This window comes from Gordonia sp. ABSL11-1 (assembly GCF_030315685.1).
Classification (GTDB): domain Bacteria; phylum Actinomycetota; class Actinomycetes; order Mycobacteriales; family Mycobacteriaceae; genus Gordonia.
In genome coordinates, this window is the sequence record NZ_JASXSI010000014.1 from 48,186 (window position 1) to 71,558 (window position 23,373).

The 23,373-nt window shown below is 67.0% G+C and carries 19 protein-coding genes and 3 pseudogenes; 19 read left to right on the plus strand and 3 right to left on the minus strand.

Annotated features, from left to right (window positions below):
- The first annotated feature begins 22 nt into the window (after window positions 1-22).
- Window positions 23-760 carry a hypothetical protein gene (locus tag QSJ19_RS16180; protein WP_286321866.1) on the plus strand — a complete coding sequence of 246 codons (738 nt, stop codon included), beginning with the start codon at window positions 23-25 and terminating at the stop codon, window positions 758-760.
- A gap of 49 nt (window positions 761-809) precedes the next feature.
- Window positions 810-1,427, plus strand: a complete 618-nt coding sequence (locus tag QSJ19_RS16185; protein ID WP_286321868.1) for a hypothetical protein — start codon at window positions 810-812, stop codon at window positions 1,425-1,427.
- Here QSJ19_RS16185 and QSJ19_RS16190 read toward each other — a convergent pair.
- Window positions 1,362-2,171 carry a DUF1266 domain-containing protein gene (locus QSJ19_RS16190; RefSeq protein ID WP_286321869.1) on the minus strand — a complete coding sequence of 270 codons (810 nt, stop codon included), beginning with the start codon at window positions 2,169-2,171 and terminating at the stop codon, window positions 1,362-1,364. The genes QSJ19_RS16185 and QSJ19_RS16190 overlap by 66 nt on opposite strands.
- 83 nt (window positions 2,172-2,254) lie before the next feature.
- Between QSJ19_RS16190 and QSJ19_RS16195 the strand changes: the two genes are divergently transcribed.
- From QSJ19_RS16195 to QSJ19_RS16220, 6 genes and pseudogenes are all read left to right on the plus strand, one after another.
- A complete protein-coding gene (locus QSJ19_RS16195) occupies window positions 2,255-2,551 on the plus strand; it encodes an alanine-zipper protein (protein WP_286321871.1) in 297 nt (98 codons plus the stop codon).
- Between the two features lie 61 nt (window positions 2,552-2,612).
- A pseudogene (locus QSJ19_RS16200) lies at window positions 2,613-3,690 on the plus strand (class I adenylate-forming enzyme family protein).
- 60 nt (window positions 3,691-3,750) lie between these two features.
- A pseudogene (locus tag QSJ19_RS16205) lies at window positions 3,751-5,616 on the plus strand (DUF3556 domain-containing protein); the annotation flags it as partial.
- On the plus strand, window positions 5,613-7,037 hold the full coding sequence (locus QSJ19_RS16210) for a phytoene desaturase family protein (RefSeq protein ID WP_286321874.1): 1,425 nt from the start codon (window positions 5,613-5,615) through the stop codon (window positions 7,035-7,037). The pseudogene QSJ19_RS16205 and the gene QSJ19_RS16210, both read left to right, overlap by 4 nt.
- Before the next feature lie 53 nt (window positions 7,038-7,090).
- A pseudogene (locus QSJ19_RS16215) lies at window positions 7,091-7,783 on the plus strand (PucR family transcriptional regulator); the annotation flags it as partial.
- A gap of 139 nt (window positions 7,784-7,922) precedes the next feature.
- The gene (locus QSJ19_RS16220; RefSeq protein WP_286321876.1) at window positions 7,923-8,507 is read left to right on the plus strand and encodes a histidine phosphatase family protein; all 585 of its coding nucleotides are present in this window, start codon (window positions 7,923-7,925) and stop codon (window positions 8,505-8,507) included.
- 457 nt (window positions 8,508-8,964) lie between these two features.
- Here QSJ19_RS16220 and QSJ19_RS16225 read toward each other — a convergent pair whose 3' ends face one another.
- Both QSJ19_RS16225 and QSJ19_RS16230 read right to left on the minus strand, forming a co-directional pair.
- Window positions 8,965-10,164, minus strand: a complete 1,200-nt coding sequence (locus QSJ19_RS16225; protein WP_286321878.1) for an acyl-CoA dehydrogenase family protein — start codon at window positions 10,162-10,164, stop codon at window positions 8,965-8,967.
- Window positions 10,161-11,504 carry an LLM class flavin-dependent oxidoreductase gene (locus tag QSJ19_RS16230; RefSeq protein WP_286321879.1) on the minus strand — a complete coding sequence of 448 codons (1,344 nt, stop codon included), beginning with the start codon at window positions 11,502-11,504 and terminating at the stop codon, window positions 10,161-10,163. Before QSJ19_RS16230 ends, QSJ19_RS16225 begins: the two co-directional genes overlap by 4 nt.
- 219 nt (window positions 11,505-11,723) lie before the next feature.
- Between QSJ19_RS16230 and QSJ19_RS16235 the strand changes: the two genes are divergently transcribed.
- The 11 genes from QSJ19_RS16235 (at window position 11,724) to QSJ19_RS16285 (ending at window position 23,369) form a co-directional block, all read left to right on the plus strand.
- On the plus strand, window positions 11,724-13,391 hold the full coding sequence (locus QSJ19_RS16235) for an ABC transporter substrate-binding protein (protein WP_286321880.1): 1,668 nt from the start codon (window positions 11,724-11,726) through the stop codon (window positions 13,389-13,391).
- The gene (locus QSJ19_RS16240) at window positions 13,388-14,410 is read left to right on the plus strand and encodes an ABC transporter permease (protein ID WP_286321881.1); all 1,023 of its coding nucleotides are present in this window, start codon (window positions 13,388-13,390) and stop codon (window positions 14,408-14,410) included. Before QSJ19_RS16235 ends, QSJ19_RS16240 begins: the two co-directional genes overlap by 4 nt.
- Window positions 14,407-15,297: an ABC transporter permease gene (locus QSJ19_RS16245; protein WP_286321882.1), complete on the plus strand. Its 891-nt coding sequence runs from the start codon at window positions 14,407-14,409 to the stop codon at window positions 15,295-15,297. The genes QSJ19_RS16240 and QSJ19_RS16245 overlap by 4 nt, the downstream gene beginning before the upstream one ends.
- Window positions 15,294-17,015, plus strand: coding sequence for a dipeptide ABC transporter ATP-binding protein (locus QSJ19_RS16250; RefSeq protein ID WP_286321883.1), 1,722 nt, complete (start codon window positions 15,294-15,296; stop codon window positions 17,013-17,015). The genes QSJ19_RS16245 and QSJ19_RS16250 overlap by 4 nt, the downstream gene beginning before the upstream one ends.
- 349 nt (window positions 17,016-17,364) lie before the next feature.
- Window positions 17,365-17,889, plus strand: coding sequence for an MSMEG_0572/Sll0783 family nitrogen starvation response protein (locus tag QSJ19_RS16255; protein WP_286321884.1), 525 nt, complete (start codon window positions 17,365-17,367; stop codon window positions 17,887-17,889).
- A gap of 28 nt (window positions 17,890-17,917) precedes the next feature.
- A complete protein-coding gene (locus QSJ19_RS16260) occupies window positions 17,918-18,817 on the plus strand; it encodes a carbon-nitrogen hydrolase family protein (protein ID WP_286321886.1) in 900 nt (299 codons plus the stop codon).
- Window positions 18,810-19,133 carry an MSMEG_0570 family nitrogen starvation response protein gene (locus QSJ19_RS16265; protein ID WP_286321888.1) on the plus strand — a complete coding sequence of 108 codons (324 nt, stop codon included), beginning with the start codon at window positions 18,810-18,812 and terminating at the stop codon, window positions 19,131-19,133. Before QSJ19_RS16260 ends, QSJ19_RS16265 begins: the two co-directional genes overlap by 8 nt.
- Window positions 19,130-20,407 (plus strand): MSMEG_0569 family flavin-dependent oxidoreductase, encoded by a 1,278-nt coding sequence (locus QSJ19_RS16270; protein WP_286321889.1) that lies wholly within the window; start codon window positions 19,130-19,132, stop codon window positions 20,405-20,407. Before QSJ19_RS16265 ends, QSJ19_RS16270 begins: the two co-directional genes overlap by 4 nt.
- 35 nt (window positions 20,408-20,442) lie before the next feature.
- On the plus strand, window positions 20,443-20,844 hold the full coding sequence (locus QSJ19_RS16275; protein ID WP_286321892.1) for a cupin domain-containing protein: 402 nt from the start codon (window positions 20,443-20,445) through the stop codon (window positions 20,842-20,844).
- 6 nt (window positions 20,845-20,850) lie between these two features.
- Complete coding sequence (locus tag QSJ19_RS16280) at window positions 20,851-22,296, plus strand: AMP-binding protein (RefSeq protein WP_286321895.1); 1,446 nt, start codon at window positions 20,851-20,853, stop codon at window positions 22,294-22,296.
- A 17-nt stretch (window positions 22,297-22,313) separates the two neighbouring features.
- Window positions 22,314-23,369: an MSMEG_0568 family radical SAM protein gene (locus QSJ19_RS16285; protein ID WP_286321896.1), complete on the plus strand. Its 1,056-nt coding sequence runs from the start codon at window positions 22,314-22,316 to the stop codon at window positions 23,367-23,369.
- The last annotated feature ends 4 nt before the right edge of the window (window positions 23,370-23,373 follow it).

Below are 23,373 nucleotides of genomic sequence, written 5' to 3' on the forward strand. Positions count from 1 at the left end.
CTTTCGACGATGGGGGGCGCCGATGCGCGCATCGGTACCGGTGGTGGGCGGCGTAATCGCCGCGATGACGACCATGGTGATGACCGCGGGCTGTGGGGAGTCCGATGCCGGCACTCCGTCGGCCTCGCAGAGTGAGGTTGTCGAATCGGCCGGGACGCAGGCACCCGCGGCGACCGTACCCGCCAAGGATCTCGTCCTGGGCAAGGCGGATCTCCCCGCCGGCTATCAGGTCATGCCGATCCCACCGAACCAGATGCAGCAGTCGGCCGACAACATGCTGGACTCCACGAAGGGCGCGACGATCAGCCCGGCGGAGTGTGCCCCGCCGAAGACTGTTCCCGATCGGATGGACGTCTCGCAGATGGGCATGCTGGTGGCCGTCAAGGGATCGACGACCCTGTCCGAGACCGTGATGCCACGACACGGCGACATGTCCGACATGCGTGAATCCATGACCGGGAAGTGCGCAAAGGTGACCGCTTCATTCACCTCCGGCGAGGTCGCAGGCGCGCGTTCGACGATCGTCAACTCCCCTGTCGAACTACCGGATACGAAGGCCGACGATGTGTTCGCCGTGAAGCAGACGAGTACGTCGACGGTGAACGGACGGGAGGTCACCGCGACATCGATGATGGCGTGGGCGCAGGTCGGCGGGTACTCGGTTGCGGTGACCTCCGGCGGACTCCTGGGCGGACCCGACACGGAGGTCTTCTCACGGATGCTGGTCACGGCCGTCGACAAGGTGGCCGCGGCCGGCTGACACCGGACGGGCGCGACTGCTGGCGGGGAGAGCAACTACATTGCATCTTGTGAGTGACACCGACACACCGAGAGGACCCGACGGCCCGACCGCGCCCGGATACGGCCCGGTGTCACCCCATCGACCGGACATCGCGGCGGCATTGTGGTGGGAGTCCGAGCCGAATCCCAAACTGGATCGGCTGCTCGCCTACCTCCGCGAGGACGAGTTGCTGCTCGTCGCGCGCAACGCCTGGTTCCGTCGCGCGTGGGGCATCATGGCCGTCACCACCAGGCGTGTCGTCATGGTCAGCACCGCCGGCGAGGGATATGCATTCGAACTGCCCGTCGACGCGGCGCTCGAGATGATGGACGGCGGCGACGACGACGGCTACCGCGTGTTCTATCTGCACGACTACGAGGCGTCGACGAAGGTGTACTTCACGAACTCGGTCGTCGCGGAGTCGCTGTACGACCGTCTGTACTGGTGTGTTTCCCGGGCCGTGCTCGACGACCGCGGCGGAGCCCTGGACCGCGCGGACGATCAGGGTGTGACCGAGGACTTCCAGCGGTTCCGGAAGGTGAAGGATGCGTTCGACACGGGAGCTCTGGACGACGATGCGCTACGGAACGCGACGCTCCGGATCTTCCTCGGCCCCGAGGGGCAGCCGCCGCCACGGACTGTCTGAGCGGACCAGCAGGGCGTTCATCCAGTTGCCCGCGGTCTGCGCGGAATCCCCCGCCGTGCCGATGTCGGTGATGGCGCTCCAATAGGCGCGGCCGATCACGACACCGTGCGCGAACTGGCGCCAGTTGGCGTAGTAGTTGCGGGCCGAGTCGAGCCCGGCGAACAGCATCGGCCAACACTCGTCCTCTTGCAGGTAGCCTGCGCGCAGGCCGGTCCGCACGATGAACGGCAGCCGACCAAGATCCCATGCACGGATGTGGTCCGGAAAGTGCCTGTCGGCCACGGAGTTCCGGAGCACCTTCGCCGTGCGCAGATTGTAGAGGGCGTTGTAGTGCGCAACCCAATAGCCGGGTGAGTCACCGCGAGCGGCGGCTCGGGCGGCGAGAAACTCGCGATGCGCCTCGGGATCGTGACCGCTGGTCTTCCTGGTCGACTCGGCGACCAGGGGCGCGATCACCTCGAACGTCGAGCTGTGCATCCCGTCGAGCAACTGGCCCACGATCTTGCGCGCCGAGATCGCATCGGTGATCTCCCACCATTCGCGGATCCGGGTCCGGACCGCCTCCACACTCTCGTCGATCAGGATCGTGTCGCATGCGAACGCATTCGGAATCCACATGTGTGCGCCCACATTCAGCGCCGCCTGGTGACGCGGCGGAAGTGGACTCTGGCCTCGCCAGATGAAGGGCCGACCCAACGCCGACTTCTCGCCGAACGGGAACGGCGTGATCGGAGGCAAGGTCACCGGATCAGGGTATCGCCTGCCGATCGGGATCAGTCGCGGTGGTTGTGGAGCGAGCGTGCGGCGGTGGTCCCTGAGGAGCGAGCTTGCGAGCGTCCCCCCGGTCCCTGAGGAGCGAGCTTGCGAGCGTCTCGAAGGGCGCCGACCGTGCCCACTTTCGTGCCGACCGTGCCCACTTTCGCGCCGACCGTGCCCACTTTCGCGCCGACCGTGCCCACTTTCGCGCCGACCGTGCCCACTTTCGCGCCGACCGTGCCCACTTTCGCGCCGACCGTGCCCACTTTCGCGCCGACCGTGCCCACTCAGCTGTTGTTCTCTCAGCACAACCGGCACCCCGAACTCTGGCCCGTCGGGCCGTTTCACCTGCCCGATCACAGCCATAGTGTCGTAGCACACAGCCGGTCCTACAGTTCCGGCGCCGCGCCCGACGAAAGGCTCCCGACCGTGACCGACTCCTACTTCGCGTGGGACCTCGCGCATCGTGGCGACGCGGCGTGCGTCCGCGACGATCAGACCCAGCTCGACTACGCAGGCTTCGCCGACCGCGTCGGTGCCGTCGCCGCGCACCTCCAGCACGCCGGGGTGACGACAGGCGACGTGGTCGCGACGTTCCTCCCGAATCGGGTGGAACTCCTCGTCACGCTGATGGCCGCCTGGCGAACTCGGTGTCGTCTCCACCCGGTGAACCCGGCGTTCACTCCCGACGAGGCCGGGTATCAGCTCCGCGACTCCGGCGCGCGGGTCGTCGTCGGTACGCCCGGCGGAGACGATCCCGACTGCGTGGTGATCCCGGTCGACGATCTGGCCGTGCACCACACCGAGGGATGGTCGCCTCCGCCGACGCCGCTACCCGTCGACGACGCTCCTCATCTACACAGCCGGGTCGACGGGACGGCCCAAAGGCCTCGCTGCGATTCGCCATCTGTGGCGCGGCGCCGATCTCGAAAGAGCTACTCGGTCGCGTCGAGAGCGCCTTCGGGATCCCCATCGTCGAGGGCGACGGACTGATGGAAGGGACGTGTGCGTCAGCGTGCAACCCGATCGACGGCGTCCGCAAACCCGGCACCGTCGGACCCGCCCTCCCCGGGCAGCAGATCACGATCGTCGGGCCCGACGATCGTGATCTGCCCGACGGCGAGGCCGGTGAGGTCGTCACCGGACCGACCGTGATGCAGGGCTACCTCACACTGGTCGACCGGATCAAGGACATGATCATCCGCGGTGGGGAGAACATATATCCCACGGAGATCGAGAACGCTCTCGCCACCCATCCCGCTGTGCTGGAATGCGCGGCCGTCGGCGCGCCCGACGACTTGTACGGCGAGATCCTGGTCGGCTTCGTCGACACCTATCCGGACGTGACCATGACGCGCGATGACCTCGCGGACCACATCGCACCCATCCTCGCGAAGTCCAAGCAGCCGAACGCGATTCACATCGTGGAGCAGCCCCACGGAACCCGGCCGGCAAGATCGACAAGCCGGCGCTCCGCACCGGACTGCGCTCCCCGCAACCCATCTGAGCCCGCGCGACTCCCCCACGACACCCCGCCACGACCCCCGCCTCGACAAGGAGAGTCACCCAGGGCTTCACCCAACCCGACTTCCCGCCGGTCGACCCCGACACCTTCCTCGACAAACCGTTCCTGGAGCGATTGCGGGTGCCCGGTGCACACTGGGCCGACTACGGCTTCGGCACACCGAAGATGGTGCACGTCATCTATCTGCTGAAGGTGTTCGTGCTGTTCGCGATCGTCGGCGTGACCATCGCGACGCTCACGTCGGGCCTCAACCCGTTGCAGGTCTCCGGGTGGTGGAATCAGCCGATCGTCTACCAGAAGGCAATCCTGTGGACGGTGCTGATCGAGATCCTCGGCATCGGCGGGTCGTGGGGACCGCTGGCGGGGCACTTCAAGCCGATGACCGGTAACTGCTCTACGTGGTTGCGGCCCAATACGATCCGGCTCCCACCCTGGCCGGAGACGGTGCCGTTCACCCGTGGTGACACCCGCAGGCCGGTCGACGTCGCCATCTATGCCCTGATCCTGGACAACTTCGTGGTCGCCGTCGTCCTGCCGGGGGTCACCTCGTCGTCCCCCGACAGCGCGGTCCCCGACAATCAGGGACTGGTCAACCCGGTGCTGATGTACCCGTTGATCGCCCTGCTCGTGGTGATGGGCCTGCGCGACAAGGTGATCTTCATCGCCGCACGCTCCGAGCAGTACCTACCCGCGATCGTGTTCTTCGGATTCCTGCAGTTCGTCGACATGATCCTCGCGCTGAAACTGTTGATCGTGACCGTGTGGGTCGGTGCGGGCATCTCCAAACTGGGCCACCACTTCTCGATGGTCATCCCACCGATGCTGTCCAACACGCCGTGGATTCCGAGCAGGGCGGTCAAGCGGGCCCACTATCGGAATTCTCCCGAGGACATGCGACCGTCCACGGTCGCCGGCGGAATCGGACACGTCCTGGGCACGCTCGTCGAGGTCATCACGCCGCTGGTACTGCTGTTCTCCACCAGCAGGTGGCTGACGCTGGCCGCCGTGATCCTGATGGTGTGCTTCCGCATCGTCATCTTCTCGACGTTCCCGCTGGCCGTGCCGCTCGAGTGGAACCTACTGTTCGCCTATGCCTCGATCTTCGTGTTCTGGGGGGTTCCCGGCCTGGGACGGGTACGCCCTGACGGACACGACGATACCGTGGGCCCTGGTGGCGATCGCGGTGGCGCTGTGCTTCTTCCCGGTGGTCGGCAATCTCCGGCCGGACCTCGTGTCGTTGCTGCCATCCATGCGGCAGTACGCCGGAAACTGGGCGTCGGCAACCTGGGCGTTCGCCCCGGGTGCCGAGGAGAAGCTGGACCGGTTCGTGGTCCGGTCCGCCAAGAACACCCGCACGCAGCTGCTTGCGTCCTTACCCACCCGAGGTCGCCGACGTCGTGATGCATCAGATGATGGCGTGGCGCTCGATGCACGGCCAGGGACGCGCGCTGTTCTCGCTGATGCTGCGTCATCTCGGCGACGACATCGACACCATGCGGGAAGCCGAGTTCTCCTGTAACTCGCTGATGGCATTCAACTTCGGTGACGGACATCTGCACGACGAGCGGCTGATCGCCGCCCTGCAGCGGCGGTGCGACTTCGCGCCGGGAGAGTTCACGGTCGCATGGATCGAGTCCCAGCCCATCCACAAGGGCACGCAGCGGTTCATGCTGATGGACGCGGCGCTGGGCGTGATCGAGACCGGTACTTATCGGGTGAAGGATGCCGTCGAGGAGCAGCTGTGGCTGCCCAATGGGCCGATCCCCTTCGACGTCGACTGGACCCTGGACGTTGACGCGCGACGGGCCCTGACGGATCCTTGAGGTCGTGGCCGAACCCCAGATGCGATCCAGCGCTGCCGACGACCGGATCGTGGCCCCGGCCGCGCAGGATCAGGTACAGCGGTGACGACTGCGGTCGTCGTCGGCAGCGGGCCCAACGGGCTCGCCGCCGCCCTGCACCTCGCCCGCAACGGTGTCGACGTGCAGGTCCTGGAGGCCGCGGACACGATCGGCGGTGGCGCCCGGTCCGGCGAGCTCTTCGTTCCGGGACTCATCCACGACCGGTGCTCCGCGTTCCATCCGATGGTGGTGGGCTCGCCGTTCTGGACCGAGGTCGGCCTGGAGGACCACGGGTTGCGGTGGCGGTGGCCGGAGATCGACTGCGCGCATCCACTGGACAACGGGGATGTCGGGGTGCTGCGGCGATCCCTCGACGAGACGGCCGCCGGTCTCGGCGAGGACGGCCGACGGTGGCGCCTCGCGCTCGGTGACCTGGTGCGGGGATTCGATGATCTCGGTCACGATCTGCTGCGTCCCATCCTCAACGTGCCGTCGCATCCGCTGCGGCTGGCCGCCTTCGGGCCTCGGGCGGTGCTGCCCGCGAGTGTGATGGCCCGCTGGTTCCGGACCGCACCGGCGCGAGCCCTGTACGGCGGCGTCGCCGCGCACGCCTTCACCCGACTCGATCGGCCGCTCACGGCGTCCCTCGGGCTGATGATCCTCGCGAGCGGGCATCGGTACGGGTGGCCGGTCGCCGAGGGAGGGTCGGGGGCGATCACCGCCGCCGCCGCAGCGGCGCTGGGGGACGCGGGCGGCAAGATCGAGACCGGTGTCCGGGTCAGTTCCCGCGCGGACATCCCGCCCGCCGATCTCGTGATGCTGGATCTCTCTGTCGCGCAAACGCTGTCGATCTACGGCGACGTCATGCCGCACCGGGTGAGCCGCGCATACCGGAAGTATCGGACGGGAGCGGCCGCCTTCAAGGTCGATTTCGCGATCGAGGGCGACATCCCGTGGCGCAACCCGGAATCCCGGGTGGCCGGCACCGTTCATCTCGGCGGTGACTACGCGGAGATCGCGGCCACCGAGAAGCAGCGTGCCGCAGGCGTGATGGCTGATCGTCCGTTCGTCCTGGTGGGTCAGCAGTACCTCGCCGACGAGACCCGGTCGAACGGCAACATCCACCCCATCTGGTCGTACGCGCATGTCCCGGGCGGGTATTCGGGTGATGCGACGGAGGCGGTCATCGCCCAGATCGAGCGGTTCGCGCCGGGGTTCCGTGATCAGGTCATCGCCATCCACAGCACCGGTACCGAGCAACTCCACGCCCACAACGCGAACTACGGGGGCGGCGACATCATCGGCGGCGCCAACGACGGTCTGCAGCTGGTGGTGCGGCCGCGACTCGCCGTCGATCCGTACTCGATCGGCGTCGACGGCGTGTACATCTGCTCGCAGTCGACTCCGCCGGGCGCGGGTGTCCACGGACTCTGCGGATTCCATGCGGCCACGTCGGCACTCCGGTCGCAGCGGGCCGTGCGGAGGTGACGGCGCCGGTGTCGCCGCCGACGTGTCGGCAGCCGTCGAGTACGCCCTGCAGCCGATGTTATCGGCTGGTGGAAGAACTCGACCTGCCGCCCGATCTGCCGATGGCCGTGACCCGGCACATCTCCGACGTGATGTTCGGCTACATCGAATGGATCACTCTCTATGTGTTCCAGGCCTACGAGAACGAGTGTCGTCGGTGGCTGGGCGCCGAGGGCAACGTCCTGTCGTCGACGATCCATCGATCGCTCGACTCGCCCGAACCCGATGCGCAGGTCTTCGAACGGGAGACCGGCTACCGACTGGGACGCCGGCACGTGGCGGTGATCCTCTGGTCCCACGACGACCCCATCGAACTCAGCATCCTCGACCGTGCCGCACGTGACCGGGCCGGGCGACTGCGTTCGAAAGGCCCGCCGATGATCACCGCCATCGACCGTTCCACGGTGTGGCCGTGGATCGCGCGCGACCTCGAGTCGACAGGGGCGTGGGTCCGAGAAGTGCTGGGCGGCTTGGCCGACGACACCCCGAGTGCGGCTGTACTCCGCGAGACGCTCGCGGCCTTCTTCGCCACCAAGGACTCCTATCTGCACACCGCCGAGCGGATGAATCTTCATCGCAACACCGTCAAGTACCGGGTGAACAAGGCACTCGCCGAGACTCCGGCGCACCGCGATCGGGTCGATCTGGCGTTGGCTCTGGCGGTGTGCGAGTTCCTGGGTTCGACGGTCCTGACGTCCGGACTCTGACCCCGTGAGGCGAATGGGCGACCGAAGCGCCCCGGGAAAGCGCCCCCTGCAGGCCGATCGCGGACATAGATAGTGTCGTCGGCACCCCTCGGAGGGGGGCGGATTTCCGGCCGGTCCCCGCGTGCGATGAACTGATCCCATGGAGTTGCTGCTCATCCGTCACGCCCAACCGTTTCGGCTGTCGGATCCCGCCGGTGCGGACCCCGCGCTGACCCCCGACGGGCAGGTCCAGGCACAACGACTGGCAGCCGCACTCGCCGACGGTCGGTACGGGCGTATCGACCGCCTCGTCGCCAGTCCGATGCGGCGCGCGGTCGAGACCGCCGGCTTCGCGCGGGAGGCTCTCGCACTCGACGTCATCACCGATGAACGACTCGTCGAGCTCGACCACGGGTGGACCACCTATGGTGCCGTCCATGCCTACACCGACCGCGGTCTGCTCCTCGCCGACATGAATGTGGGCCGACTCGGCGAGAACACCTTCGACCCGACAGCCTTCCGCGCGCGGGTGATCGACGGGATCGAGTCGGTGGCCCGGGCCGACGGCGACATCGTCGCGGTGGTGTGTCACGGCGGCGTGATCAACGCCTACCTCTCGCAGATTCTCGGCACCGCGACCATGTTCTTCGTCGAGCCGTTCTACACGTCGGTCACCCGGGTCCTCGCGCAACCCGGCGGCCATCGACAAGTGTTGTCGCTCAACGAGATCGATCATCTACGATGAGGTGACGGTGTCGGTGTCCCGCGGAACCGCGACCACGCGTTGCGGTGACGACGCCGACGCCCAGATCGCGATAGGCCGATACGCCGACGAGACGACCACGGTGGCGCGGTAGTACCACCCGGCGCCCCGCGGTGAGCGTCCGCCGGATCGAGCGGGCGAACCGCAACGACTCATCGGCGTCGTATCGAAGCCTCCCGACCACCCACAGGAACCTCCCAGGCAGCGTCGATCCTGCCCCAAGTCCCAGACCGCATTCTCGATGATGTCAACGAGATCCGAACCGGATCGCACACGTCGAGAGAAAGGGACGATCATGTCCACCCCGGTCGCCACCAACAACCACAAGGTCCCGCAAGCCCCCGCGCGTCGCCGCCGCCGCGTCCGCCGCTTCGACCAGCGCTCGCACCGCTGGATCTGGATCTGGCAGTGACCTTTTCCGGATTCGGGAAATAGCTGTTCAGAAGTAGCCGTTGCGCGGCAGCGGCGCGTCGTTCACAAGGCGGTCGCCGAGGGCGATCGCCTTGTACGACGTGGGATTGTGCAACGTCACCGTGCGGATGTTGCGCCAGTGCCGATCCAGGTTCCGTGCACGACTCGCCGACGACGCGCCGCCGATGTCGAACAGATCGGTCGCAGCCCGGAGCCCGACGGTGTCCACATGGACTTTCACCTGCGCCGCGGCCACCGACGCGCGGGTGAACAGCTCGGCATCGATGTGACCCTGCCTGGCAAGGGCGAACGCCGTCTCGATCTCCCGCGCGGCGCCCAGCACCGCGGTCCGCGACACGTGCGCCGCCGCGTCGAGCTCGCCGACGGTCTTGAGAAGCACGGCATCCTCGCGCGGGGTGTCGCTCGGTGCGTGGTCGAACGTGCGCGACCTCGACCGCAGTAGGTCCACCGCGTCGTCGGTGACCGACAGCAGGATGCCTGTGATCAGGCCCTGCAGATAGAGCTGGAGGAACGGGCCGTCATTGGCGACCGGTCGGTCGGCCGCCGGATCGGTGAGCTCGAGAACGTCGTCGTGCCCGACGAATACGTCTGTGAGAGTGGTGGTGCCGGTGCCCGTTCGATGCTGACCGATCCCGTCCCAGTCGTCGACGACGGCGACACCCTCGCGGTCGATCGGCAGGACGACCCGTGCGATCTGGTCACCGCCTGCACCGCCGCGGATCGTCGCGGCCACCGTCACCCAATCCGAGAACGCGGTCCCGGTGCTGTAGAACTTGGCGCCCGAGAGCAGCCAGCCGCCGTCGATCGGGCGGAGTTCGGTCGCGAACGCCTTCGCCCCGGCCGTGCCCGTGCGTTCACTGGTCGCATTGCCGAAGATCTTTCCGGCGGCGATCTCCGCGCTCCAGCGATCTCGCACGGGCCCCGCCGGTAGGCGTCGGACCTGTTCGACGAACCAGAAGTGCGACCTCAGGATGTGCGCGACGATCGGGTCGGCGCGGGCCAGATCGATCAGGAAATCGAAGAACTCGACGATGTCTGCACCAGCTGACGCCGCGTCGTCGAGGGTCAGGGCCGTATAGCCCGTATCACTGAGCAGGCGCACCTGCGCGTGGGGGTCGGTGCCCGACCGTTCGCGCGCCGCGGAATCGGTGGCGATGTCGGTGAGGACGGAATCGCGATCGGCGGCGACGCGCGTCACGACGGTCATGCCGACACCTCGACGGCCGGCGCGAACGCGCCGCGGTAGCGGGCCGCCGGATGCGAGTCCGGGAGGCGGTCGCGGCCGGTGAGCTTGTTGCGGACGGTGCCCGGCGCGTACTCGCGCTGGGCCAGGCCGCGATCACGCAGCACCGGCAGCACGTGCTCGGTGAACTCGATGTAGCTCCCCGGGATCGTCGCGTTGATGACGTTCACACCGTCGACGCCCGCGTCGCGCCACTGCTCCAGACGATCCGCGATCTGCTCGGGTGTGCCCACGATCCGGCCGCTCCGACTGCGCAACTCGGCGAGATCCCGAACCGTTGGCTCACGATCGGGCACCGCCTCGCGCAGCCACAGCAGTGTGCTCTGGGTGCCCTCGGTGCGGATCTCGCCGATAGGGGTGTCGAGGTCGTAGAAGCCGAGATCGAATCCCAGTCCGCCGGCCGAGTGGGCGATCATCGTGCTCGGATCGATGAACTCGTCGAGTTCCGCGGACTTGCGCTTCGCCTCCTCCTCGGTGCTGCCGATCACAAAGGACAAACCCTGGAAGAAGTTCAGATCGTGCGGATCGCGTCCGGCCTCGGCCACGAGACGGCGTGTGTCGTCGACGAGACCCTTCGCGGCGGCCGGGCTCGGCGAGACGATGAACTGCGCCTCGGCATTGCGCGCGGCGAAACGTCGACCGGTGTGTGACGATCCGGCCTGGAAAAGGACCGGGGTGCGCTGCGGTGACGGCGCCGACAGATGCGGTCCCTCCACGCGGTAGTGCTCACCGACGTGATGGATCTTGTGGACCTTGTCGAAGTCGGCGTGGATGCCGCTGGCCTGATCTTGGATGAGGGCGTCGTCGTCCCAGGAGCCCTCCCACAGTTTGTAGACGACGTCGACGTACTCATCGGCCCACGCGTACCGGTCGTCGTGCCCGGTGATGCCGTCGTGCCCGAAGTTCCGCCAGGCGTTCGACGACAGGCTCGTCACGATGTTCCACGCGATCCGACCGCGCGAGGCGTGATCCAGCGTCGAGATCTTGCGGGCGAAGTCGAACGGGTGCTCCTGCAGGATCGAACTCGTGATCGCGATGCCGAGATTCTCGGTGTGTGAGGCCAGCGCCGAGGCGAGGACGAGCGGATCGTTGCTGGGGATCTGCAATCCCGTGTCGACGAACTTCTTCCAATCGCCTTGGTAGTCGTCGTACAGACCGACGACGTCGGCGAAGAAGATGAAGTCGAACCGGGCCTCCTCCAGCGTCTTCGCGAGGTCGATCCAGTGCTCGAGGGAGTTGAAGTCCGTTTGCTGAGCACCCGGGACACGCCACGCCCCATGAAGGATGTGGGACGTGGTGTTCATCACGAAAGCGGAGAAACGCAGGGGTTTTGGGTCTGCCACCCGCCCGACGCTAGTCAACCGCGATCGTTCGGCGCGCCGTTGCGCTCACCGTGAACCGAAGACCTGACTGTCCGCCGACATCTCGTTAGCGTTCTCGCCGAACCGCGGGTCGTTGCTGCGCACGATCCGTCACCCATCATTCGCCTGGTCGTGCACCACCCGTCATCGAGGAGCTCCACCGTGTTCAGATATGTCCGCCGACCGCGGACCCGAGTGCTCCTCGCGGTGGGTCTCTCCGCCGCGGCGTTGCTGTCGGCATGCGGTCAGCGACCCGGGACGGGCGACGGCACCTCCACGGGGGTCGCGGCCGCTGACGGCGATTACGTGTCCGGCGGTGTCATCGAGTACGGCCACGAGCAGGAACCGCCGTGCGTCCACGGCGGCTGGGTCCAGAATGCCTATCTCGCACGGCAATACCTCGACAACCTGGTGTCCCTCGACGACAACGGCCGACCGGTGCCGTGGCTCGCGACGAGCTGGGACATCTCACCCGACCGGCGTACCTATACGTTCCACCTCAAGCCGGACGTGAAGTTCACCGACGGCACTCCGCTCGACGCCGCGGCGGTCAAGACCAACTTCGACGCCTACCTGAACCCCGAGAACCCGAACGGCACGGTCGCCGCCTACATCGGCCAGTACTACGAGGGTGGAGAGGTCGTCGACCGCAACACCATTGCACTGCACCTGAAGTCGCCGTACAGTCCGCTGCTCACCGTACTGACCCAGGGCTACTTCGGTATCCAGTCACCGACCGCCCTGGCCCGTGGCGCCGAGGCCAACTGCTCCCGGCCCGTCGGGTCCGGACCGTTCGTCATCGATCGTTGGGACCGCAACCGCAGTATCACCTTCGTGCGCAATCCGAACTACAACTCGGCCCCGGCCAACGCCCGCCACCAGGGCCCGGCCTACGTGGACAAGGTGATCTGGAAGTTCCTCAAGGACCCGGTGCTGCGTTACGGCTCACTCACCAGCGGATCCTCCGACGTGATCTACAACGTGCCGCCCATCAACTGGGCCGACGCGACGACACGCTTCCAGACGAAGCAGTACGTGACCCCGGGTCGCCCGAACGCGATCACCCTCAACGTCGACCACGCACCGTTCGACGACGTCCGGGTCCGGCAGGCCTTTGCCTACTCCGCGGATCGTCAGAAGGCGGTCGAGACCGCGTATCTCGGTGTGGTGCCCTACAACCCGAACGGTGCGCTGAGCCAGAGCACCCCCGACTACGACCCCACCGCCGGCGCATACCCCAGAGACACCGCGAAGGCGGACGCCTTGCTCGACCAGGCGGGGTGGACCCAGCGTGACGACGACGGTGTCCGCACCAAGGACGGTCGCCGACTCAGCGCACGCGTCGTCTACGCCGCCGACGCGATCATCGGTCCGGAGGGCGCCGCCATCCTGCAGGATGTCGCCTACCAGGCGAAGCAGGTGGGCTTCGACATCCAGCTCGTGCCGGCCACCCAGAGCGAGTACTTCGGCGGGCAGTACGCCAAGGCCGACACCTACGACGCGTACGTCGGTTACTGGACCAGTCCGACCCCGGGGCTGCTCTATATCAACTGGCGACAGCGCCTCGAGGACAACCCGAATCCGTACAACAACGCCTTCTACAACGATCCGACGCTGCAGGGCCTCATCGAAAAGGCAAACAGCTCAGCAGATCCCGCCGAGCAGCGGGCCTACTACACGCGGGCGCAACAGGTCATCGGTGATCAGGCACTGGCCATCGGGCTCTACACCCAGACCACCTCGATCGCGACCAACCCGAAGCTGCATGACGTGTGGATCGAGAAATCCCAAGGTGAGCCGGTCTTCTCGGATGCGAGGTTTGTGCGATGACGACACTGATCGACGAGACGACGGCGTCCCGCGGCGACGGTGACCGGACGACCGGTGATCGTCGCCGACGGGGGAGCGGCAGGGCATGGCTGCGCTGGCTCGGCAAGCTAGGCTCCGCGGTCTTCGTGCTGTGGGCCGCTGCGACGGTCACGTTCCTGCTGCAGGTGCTCGCGCCCGGCGATCGGGCGACGCTGCTGCTCAACCTGTCGTCCGGCCAGAGTCGCGAACGCACTCCCGACGAGATCGCACCCGTCAACGCACAATACGGCTTCACCGATCCGATCTGGCAGCAGTATCTGCACTACCTCGGCGGACTGCTGCACGGTGACCTCGGGACGTCGTATCAACTGCAGCAGCCGGTCACCCAGGTCATCGGTGAGCAGATCGGCCCGACACTGGTGTTGACGGTCAGTGCGCTCATCGTCGCGTGGCTGCTCGTGCTCGTCACGACGACGCTGACGGCGGGCCGTCGGGGACCGTGGGGAGCGATCGGTGCTCTCGTCGAGACGGTCAGCGCCGGCCTGCCGCAGTACTGGCTGGGCTCCATCCTGTTGGTGGTCTTCGCCATCAACCTGGCCTGGTTCCCGGTGGAGAGCGGCACTGGTCTGTACGGCCTGGTGTTGCCGGTGCTGACGCTGGCGATCCCGCTGGCCGGATTCCTGGGCAGCGTGGCCCGCGACGAGTTCGCCCGCGCTCTCGACCAACCGTTCGTGCTGACCGCCCGCAGCCGAGGCCTCGGGGATCTGTCCGTCCGCGCACGACATGTGCTGCGGCACTCTGTGATCCCTGCGATCACGGTATCCGGTTGGGCGATGGGCGCCCTGCTGTCGGGGGCGGTCATCGCGGAGACGGTGTTCGCCCGGGCCGGGATCGGACAGACCCTCGTCGCCGCGGCCAGCTCACGCGATGTCCCGCTCGTCAGCGGCATCGTCGTCCTCGTCGCCGCGATCTACATCGTCGCCAACCTGCTCGTCGATGTGCTCTACACCGTCATCGACCCACGGATCGAGGTCCCATGACCATTCTGTCGCCACGCCCCACCGCAGATGCCGGCGGAAGTGCCGGTGCGAATGCTGCAGTCGACGTCAACGGCCGGCGCTGGTCGGTGCCGCCGACCGTCGCCGCTGCCATCGTGGTCCTGGCGCTGCTCGCCGTCGCCGTCGTCGTGCCCGCGCTCCTCGCCCCGTACGATCCGCTCGCGATCAACCTGGACGCCACGCTGTCGCCGCCGAGCTGGGCGCATCCGTTCGGAACGGATCTGTCCGGTCGGGATCTGTTGAGCCGGGTCATCTTCGGGACCCGACAGTCGTTGGCCATCGGCTTCGGTGCTGTCGGTGTGGCGCTGGTCCTCGCCATCGTCCTCGGGATCACCGCGGGTCTGTCGGGCCGGGTCGCGCAGGCGCTGGCGAACCGCTGGATCGACGTGATGTTTGCGTTCCCGACGATTCTGCTCGGCCTGCTCATCACCTCGGTGTTCGGGCCCGGACCGTGGACCCTGGTGTTCGCCATCGGGATCGGCATCGCGCCGGGGTACGCGCGGATCGTCCGCGGCCAGGTGCTCACCGTCCGAGAGGCCCCGTACATCGAGGCGGCGACCGCGCTCGGACACTCACGACGGCGAATCCTGCTGCAGCACATCGCACCCAATGCACTACGTCCCATGGTGGTCACCGCGACACTCGGCATCGGGCAGGCAATCATCTGGGCGTCCGGATTGGCCTACCTGGGGCTGGGTGTCGCGCCGCCATCGCCGGAGTGGGGAGCGCTGCTCGACGCCGGCCGTACCTACATCACGGTCGCCTGGTGGCTGGAGATCTTCCCCGGACTCGTCATCGTGCTCACCGCCCTCGCATTCACCACCGTGGGACGCCACCTCGGCGCCCGACTGGAAGGAACGACCCGATGACCACCGTTGCCTCCACCACATCAGGCGCGGCAGACCTGGCCGACGACGTCCGGGACGCCGATCAGCCGCTCGCCGCGGTCCGCGACCTCCGCGTCTCCTTCGGCGGTCGCGAAGTCGTCCGGGGAGTCTCCTTCGAGGTGAATGCCGGCGAATGCCTCGCCATCGTCGGGGAGTCGGGGTCCGGGAAATCGGTCACCGCGCGCACGCTCATCGGCCTGACCGGTGACGGCGCTCGGATCGATGCGGACGCCGTGACGTTCGGCGGACGTTCGCTCCTGGGTCTCACCGATCGGCAGTGGCGGCAGATCCGAGGTCGGGAGATCGGGTTCGTCCTGCAGGACGCGCTGGTGTCGCTAGACCAGTTGCGCACGGTCGGCAGCGAGATCGGTGAGGCTTGGAGTGCCCACCACGGTCTGCGGCTGGGACCGGCCGCCCTACGACGGGCGGAGCGTGACGAGAAGGTCGTCGAACTCCTCGGTCTCGTCGGCGTACCCGAACCCCGGGTGCGAGCCGGACAGCGCCCGCACGAACTGTCCGGTGGTCTGCGGCAACGCGCGCTCATCGCCTCGGCCATCGCGCAGGATCCGAAGCTGTTGATCGCCGACGAACCGACGACGGCGCTCGACGCGACCGTGCAGGCCCAGATCCTGGACGTCCTGGGGGAGGCCAAGGAACGGGGGAACGGTGTCATCCTGATCTCGCACGATCTGGCCGTCGTCGCTCGGCTGGCCGACCGAGTCGCCGTGATGCGCCGCGGTGAGATCGTCGAGTACGGGCCGACGGCCGAGGTGTTGCGTGCTCCCGAGCACGACTACACGCGGAGCCTGCTCGCCTCGATCCCCTCACGGACGTCGAAGGGCTCGCTGCTCACCACCGGCGAGACCCTGACGGTGGCCGACACCGAGTCCGGACCGGGTTCGTCGGCCGAGGACCAGCCGCTGGCGCTGCGAGTGCGCGATGTCCGCAAGTCGTTCGCCGCGCGAGACAAGACCGAGCGTGCCGCGGTGCGCGGCATCAGTTTCGATCTCGCGCCCGGCCGCACCCTCGGCATCGTCGGTGAGTCCGGCTCCGGGAAGACCACCACCGCCCGCATCGTGCTCGGTCTCACCTGCCCCGACGCCGGCACCGTCGAGCTCAACGGTCGCGCATGGAGCGCGCTGTCGGACAAGGAGCGCCGCGCCAACCGTCATCAGATCTCCGTGATCTATCAGGACCCGCTGAGTTCGTTCGATCCGCGTTGGGATGTGGAACGGATCCTGCGCGACAGTCTGCGTTCACGAGGGCTGCGCGGGGGCGCGGCCGACGAGCGGGTGTCCGAGCTGCTCGACCATGTCGGTCTGTCCGACGCCTTCCGGCACCGCCATCCCCTCAAACTGTCCGGTGGGCAACGCCAGCGTGTGGCCATCGCGCGGGCCTTGGCACCCGAGCCGTCGGTCATCGTCTGTGACGAACCGGTCTCCGCGCTCGACGTCTCGATCCAGGCGCGCATCCTCGACCTGCTCGCCCGGCTGCAAGCGGAAACCGGTGTCGCCCTTGTCTTCATCTCCCACGACCTCGGCGTCATCCATCACGTCGCCGACGACATCCTCGTGATGCGCGACGGTGAGGCCGTCGAGTACGGCGATGCCGACAAGGTCTTCGGCGACCCCGACCATCCGTACACCCGCGAACTGCTCGCCGCCGTCCCGACCATCGACGAGAGCGAGTCGGTGGCCTGAGCCACCCGCCGGGGGCGGCCTGAACCGCCGTCCCGACACCCACCCCTTCTCTGCAACACCACCTTGGTTCAGAACCAAGGTGGTGTTTGCCATGGAGGGTGCGTGTTCGCGGCCCGCGAATCTCGGCGGCCGCCGAACCTCGCGCGGCGCCATGTTAACTGGATCCGCTGCTCAATTATTCCGCCGGTAACCACCGCGCAATACAACAGGCGTGAACTGAATGTCGTAGCCGAGCAGGGCTACTCACCGAGATCCTCCGGGATCTGCTCCACCGTCTGAGGCAGCGTCGCCTCATCCATCAGATCTGTGCTGACGGAATCGACCCGTCGCAGACATTACAGGAGACCCCGTGTCCTCTTTCGACGAAACCATCACCGACAACATCGCCACCTCGCTCGCCGAGATCCCGCATCCCTCGCTTCCGAAGGGATCGAACATCTACGGCGGGACCAAGATCTTCCCCGACTACCAGGCCGAGGACGGCGAGACCTACTTCACCCTGGTGCACGGGATCGCACACGAGTCGTCCGTGTCGTTCGTCGCCGTCCTGCAGGCGACCCGGGCGCTGCGCAAGGGCTTCGAATCCGCTGTCTACTTCTACGGACCCGGTGCCATCAATTGCCTTGCCACCCGCGGCTTTCCGAAGACCGGTGACTCGGGATTCCCCGGCGAGCAGAACATCAACGACTCGCTGGAGACCTTCATTTCCGAGGGTGGCACGGTGTTCTGCTGCCGATTCGGCCTCGCCCTCCACGGCGGACGGGAAGAAGACCTCATCGAGGGCGTCATCCCGGCCCATCCGCTCGACGTGCAAGACGCCATCATCCATTACGCGCGCAAGGGCGCGATCATCAATTCCACCTACATGGTGTGACCGACCCCGACACCACCCGAGGACCAACATGACCACCATCGCTGCGGTCGCGGCCAACTTCACCCGCGATCTCGAGCAGAACTACGAGACCATCGCCGACTACGTCGATCAGGCCCGACGGCGGGGCGTCGAGTTCCTCGTATTCCCGGAAGCAGCCATCGGCGGCTACCTGTCGTCGCTCGGCAACCACGGGGACACGGTCAAGAACACGACGAGATCTTTGCCGCCGGCCATTCGGCTCGACGGTCCGGAAATCCAACGCGTGCAGTCGATCATCGGCGACCTCGTGATCGCCATCGGATTCTGCGAGCTCGCCGACGACGGCGAGACCCGCTACAACGCCGCTGCCGTGCTCGACGGCACCCGTATCTACGGGAGCTATCGCAAGGTTCATCAGCCGCTGGGTGAGAACATGTCGTATTCGTCGGGATCGCACTACGGTGTGTTCGACACCCCCGTCGGCCGCGTCGGACTCCAGATCTGTTATGACAAGGCGTTTCCCGAGGCCGCCCGGGTGATGGCCCTGAACGGGGCGGAGATCATCGCGAGCCTGTCGGCGTGGCCGGCCGCACGCACGGCTACCGCGGAGAACCTGCAGGACGATCGTTGGACCTACCGGTTCAACCTGTTCGACACCGCACGTGCCCTCGACAACCAGGTCTTCTGGCTCGCCGCCAACCAATCTGGCACGTTCGGATCGCTGCGGTACGTCGGGAACGCAAAGGTCGTCGATCCGGGCGGCAACATCCTCGACACGACCCTGCTCGACAGCGGGATGGCCGTCGCCGACGTCGACATCGCGGGCACCTTCACCGCGATGCGCGGTGGGATGTTCCATCTCCGCGACCGCCGGCCCGACGTCTACGGCGTGCTGACCGACCTCGATGCCACCGGCACAGCGGCATGGCGAGACCTGTCCCATGCCTGAGATGACCTTCACTGTCCGGTGGCCCGACGGCCGGGTGCAGAACTGTTACTCACCGAGTCTGGTGATGCACGATCACCTCGACATCGGCGGCCACTACACCGTCGGCGATTTCCGTTCGCGTGCAACGACTGCGCTCGACGAGGCGGCCGAACGTGTGCGCGCCAGGTTCGGATTCGCCTGTACGTCGGCCGCCGCCACCGCCGGCGAGATCACCCGCAACGCCGCCCGATACGACACCGATTCCATCGTCGAGATCCTCGACATGCATCCACCCCTGCCGACCCCCACACCTTCCATCGCTCCGGAGACATCATGAGCGCCACCACAACCCCCAACCACCATCCCGTCGTCATCGTCGGAGGCGGCCAGGCCGGACTCTCGGTCAGCTGGTACCTCGGCCGCGCCGGCGTCGATCACCTCGTGATCGAGTCGAAGACACCGACCCACGCCTGGGCCGACTCCCGTTGGGACAACTTCACCCTGGTCACACCCAACTGGCACTGCCGACTACCCGGCTACGCCTACGACGGGCCGGAACCGGACGGATTCATGACCCGTGACGAGGTCGTCGACTGGCTGGCCCGCTGGCTCGACACCTTCACCCCACCCGTCCGCGAACACACCACCGTCACCAACCTCCGGCAGACCGGCGACGCCGGATTCGAGCTCACCCTCAACAGTGCGGACGGTATCGAGACCATCACCTGCGGACAGGTCGTCGTCGCCACCGGCGGCTACCCGCTGCCGGTCATCCCGTCGTACGCGGCGTCGCTGGATCCGGCTGTCTTGCAGATCCACTCCGAGCAGTACTTCAACGCCGACCAGCTGCCCGACGGTGCAGTGCTGGTGGTCGGGTCGGGACAGTCCGGCGCTCAGATCGCCGAGGATCTGCATCTCGCCGGCCGCGACGTCCACCTCGCGATCGGCAACGCACCGCGTGTCGCCCGGTTCTACCGTGGGCGCGACTGCATGACGTGGCTGGCCGACATGGGTCTGTACGACACCCCGACGCAGGAGTACCCGGGAGGCAGAGCAGCGCAGGAGAAGACCAATCACTACGTCACGGGTCGCGAGGGCGGTCGCGACGTCGACCTGCGCCAGTTCGCCGCCGAGGGCATGTCCCTTTACGGCGCACTCGCCGACGGCAAGGACGCGCACCTGCGATTCGCACCGTCTCTGACGGCCTCCCTCGACAAGGCCGACTCGGTCTACAACTCGATCTGTGCCGACATCGACCGCTATATCGAGGCGCATGACATCGACGCCCCGCCGCCCCGCCGATACGAGCCGGTATGGGAACCGCAGTCCGACCCCACCGACCTCGACCTGCATGCTGCGGGGATCACCAGCATCGTGTGGGCGATCGGCTTCCGGCCGGACTACCGATGGATCGACGCGAGTGCGTTCGACGGCGCGGGCCGCCCGATGCAGACTCGCGGCATCACCCAGGTTCCCGGGCTCAGCTTCATCGGGCTGCCGTGGATGCACACCTGGGGTTCGGGCCGATTCCTCGGCATTGACCGCGATGCCCGTCATGTCGCCGACAGCGTCGTCGCTGGAATCGCACGTCACGTTCGCGCCGCATCCTGACATACCAAACCATGCTCTTGCAGAAGGACATAATGATGACGCCCACCAACCTCGTGGATCTCGAAGTCGCCGATTCCAGCAGACTTCCGTGGCAGATACTGTCCGTCAAACAGATCGGCGCAGAGATTCCGTTCAAATCATTGCTCGCAGATCCTGATACCGGCATGCAGGTGATGCTGCTTCGGTACGACGCCGGTTTCACCAACACCTGGCACACGCACCCATGCGCACACGGCATGTATGTCCTTGATGGAGTGTTGGTCACCCACCAGGGTGAATACGGGCCTGGAAGCTTTGTCTGGTTCCCCGAGGGCGGGTGGATGGAGCACGGCGCCACGCCGGACAACGACGTGACATTCTTGTTCATCACGAACAAGCCGTTCTCCATCTGCTATGAGTCCGACCCAGACCATCCGTATCCGATGACGCAAGTCTGACCGGCAATGATGGCACGCCGACCGATCTCCGCGGTCATCGCCGATCGAGCGCGTCGCGCTCCGGACGAGATCCTCGTCCGAGAACGATCGGGTACGGCGACGGCCGCCGAGCTCGACATCCGGGCGACACGGGTCGCGCGACTGTTGATCCAGCACGGTGCCCGTCGCGACGACCGCGTGATCATCTCCTTGCCCAACGGCATCGGGTTCGTCGTGGCATGCATCGCGATCTGGCGGGTCGGGGCGACCCCGATGCCTCTCGACCCCAGCCTCGCTGACGACGAACGCTCCACGATCGAACAGCTCGCGCAACCGGTGGCGGCGTTCGGGCGCGCGCCCATCCACACCGGCATCGTCCATGTCTCCGAAGCGCAATCGCAATCTATGTCGACCGCGCGGCTGGTGGATCGGTGGTCGCGCTGCTGGAAGGCGCCGACGTCGTCGGGTAGCACGGGTCGGCCGAAGGTGATCGCCAGCACCGCGCCGGCTCTCGTCGACCCGGATGCTCCGGTGGCACCGTTCGTCCCGCACCGCGCGACGCAGCTGGTGTCGTCGCCGATGTGGCATTCCACCGCATTCACCTACGCGTTCCGAGGACTCACCGCCGGGCATCGCCTGGTGATCGAGCCCTCCTTCGATCCGATGGCGTTCCTGGACTGCATCGAACGCCATCGCGTGAGTTGGGCGGTGCTGTCGCCGCCGTCGATTCGACGGCTCCTGCGCCTACCGCATGAGGTGCGAGAACGCCGCGACATCACCGCCCTCGACTCGATCCTCCACCTCGGCGGACGCTGTCCCGAACCGGACAAACGCGCACTGATCGAGTGGCTCGGCGCGGACCGCGTCGTCGAGGTGTATGCGGGCAGCGAGTCCAACGGGCTCACCATGATCCGCGGAGACGACTGGCTCGAACACCCGGGTTCCGTCGGCCGTCCGATCGGCGGCACCGAGATCCGGATCGAATCCGACGACGGAGCGGTCGTCGGTGCCGGCGTACCCGGCACCATCTGGATGCGCCGCGGCATCCGGAGTTCCTACCGCTATGTCGGCGCGACGTCACGCCGTACCACAGACGGATGGGACACGTTGGGAGACATCGGATACCTCGACGACGACGGCTACCTCACGGTGCTCGATCGCGAGGCCGACACGATCCACCGCGGCGGGACGACCGTGTATCCCGCAGACGTCGAGCAGACCTTCGAGAGTCACCCGCTGGTGCGGGGCGCCGTCGCAGTCGGTGAGGACGCCGCCGACGCGACGAGCCTCACCGTTGTCGTCGACATCGCCGACTCAACCCTCACCGTCGACGAGCTCAGCCGGTTCGCGACCCGGCGTCTCGCTCCCGCAGCCCGACCAGACCGCATCTGCGTCACCCGCCGACAACTCCGCAACGATGCGGGCAAGATCCGCCGACGAGCGGTGGCCGGGTGCGGCCGTCGCATCATCTGAACGAACGGAGTTTCCACGTGACCGTGTCCACCAGAGTCGATCTCGCCCTCCTCGGCATCCGCGGCACGCCGCCCGTCCATCGGACCGGTGGCGCCGGGCCGACCGACGACGGCCACCTCCTGATCGACGGTCTCAACGCCGCCATACCGCGAAATCCGGACAGTCCCTTCGTGTTCGACGGTGATCGCGTCCTCTACGACGGCGTCGACGCCGGAGTCCGGATCGAGGCGATCGGTCGACCGCGCTTCTATGAGCTGACCACCGACGACGGCATCCCCTTCGAGAAGATCGCGAAGCTGCACGGTGCGAACGTGCTCGCCACCACCGTCCTGCAGACCTGCATCCGCTATGCCGAGGACCAGCGATGCCGATTCTGCTCCATCGAGGAGTCGTTGCGATCCGGGTCGACGGTCGCGGTGAAGAAGCCCGACGACCTCGCTGCTGTCGCACGCGCCGCCGTCGATCTCGACGGTGTCACCCAGATGGTGATGACGACCGGTACGTCCGCCGGTAAAGACCGTGGCGCAAGGCATCTGGCGCGCTGCGTTCGCGCCGTCAAGCACGCCGTGCCCGATCTGCCCATTCAGGTGCAGTGCGAGCCGCCGGCCGACCTGTCCACCATCACCGAACTCCGGGACGCCGGTGCCGACGCGATCGGCATCCACGTCGAGTCCCTCGACGACGACGTCCGTCGCCGATGGATGCCCGGCAAGTCGTCGGTGCCCCTCGAGGAGTACCGAGCAGCTTGGGCGGAGGCGGTGCGCGTCTTCGGGCGCAACCAGGTCTCCACCTACCTGCTGGTCGGGCTCGGCGAGGACTCGGACGAAATGATCCAGGGGGCACGGGAACTCGCCGACATGGGCGTGTATCCGTTCATCGTCCCGTTCCGGCCGCATGCGGGCACCCTCGCCGTCGATGTCGATCGGGCGGAGGCCCCGGAGCCCGCCGCCGTGGAGAAGATCAGCCGGGAGGTGGCGGCACACCTGCAGTTGATCGGTATGACCGGCTCCGACCAGCGCGCCGGATGTGCTGCCTGCGGGGCCTGCAGTGTCCTGCAGAACGTGGGAGGCTGAGGCG

What these genes read in the sequence shown, in the direction of transcription:
- QSJ19_RS16180 (WP_286321866.1), top strand. Translation starts at nt 23, where the DNA reads ATGCGCGCATCGGTACCGGTGGTGGGCGGCGTAATCGCCGCGATGACG.
- QSJ19_RS16220 (WP_286321876.1), top strand. Translation starts at nt 7,923, where the DNA reads ATGGAGTTGCTGCTCATCCGTCACGCCCAACCGTTTCGGCTGTCGGAT.
- QSJ19_RS16225 (WP_286321878.1), bottom strand. Translation starts at nt 10,164, where the DNA reads ATGACCGTCGTGACGCGCGTCGCCGCCGATCGCGATTCCGTCCTCACC.
- QSJ19_RS16230 (WP_286321879.1), bottom strand. Translation starts at nt 11,504, where the DNA reads ATGAACACCACGTCCCACATCCTTCATGGGGCGTGGCGTGTCCCGGGT.
- QSJ19_RS16240 (WP_286321881.1), top strand. Translation starts at nt 13,388, where the DNA reads ATGACGACACTGATCGACGAGACGACGGCGTCCCGCGGCGACGGTGAC.
- QSJ19_RS16245 (WP_286321882.1), top strand. Translation starts at nt 14,407, where the DNA reads ATGACCATTCTGTCGCCACGCCCCACCGCAGATGCCGGCGGAAGTGCC.
- QSJ19_RS16250 (WP_286321883.1), top strand. Translation starts at nt 15,294, where the DNA reads ATGACCACCGTTGCCTCCACCACATCAGGCGCGGCAGACCTGGCCGAC.
- QSJ19_RS16260 (WP_286321886.1), top strand. Translation starts at nt 17,918, where the DNA reads ATGACCACCATCGCTGCGGTCGCGGCCAACTTCACCCGCGATCTCGAG.
- QSJ19_RS16265 (WP_286321888.1), top strand. Translation starts at nt 18,810, where the DNA reads ATGCCTGAGATGACCTTCACTGTCCGGTGGCCCGACGGCCGGGTGCAG.
- QSJ19_RS16270 (WP_286321889.1), top strand. Translation starts at nt 19,130, where the DNA reads ATGAGCGCCACCACAACCCCCAACCACCATCCCGTCGTCATCGTCGGA.
- QSJ19_RS16275 (WP_286321892.1), top strand. Translation starts at nt 20,443, where the DNA reads ATGACGCCCACCAACCTCGTGGATCTCGAAGTCGCCGATTCCAGCAGA.
- QSJ19_RS16280 (WP_286321895.1), top strand. Translation starts at nt 20,851, where the DNA reads ATGATGGCACGCCGACCGATCTCCGCGGTCATCGCCGATCGAGCGCGT.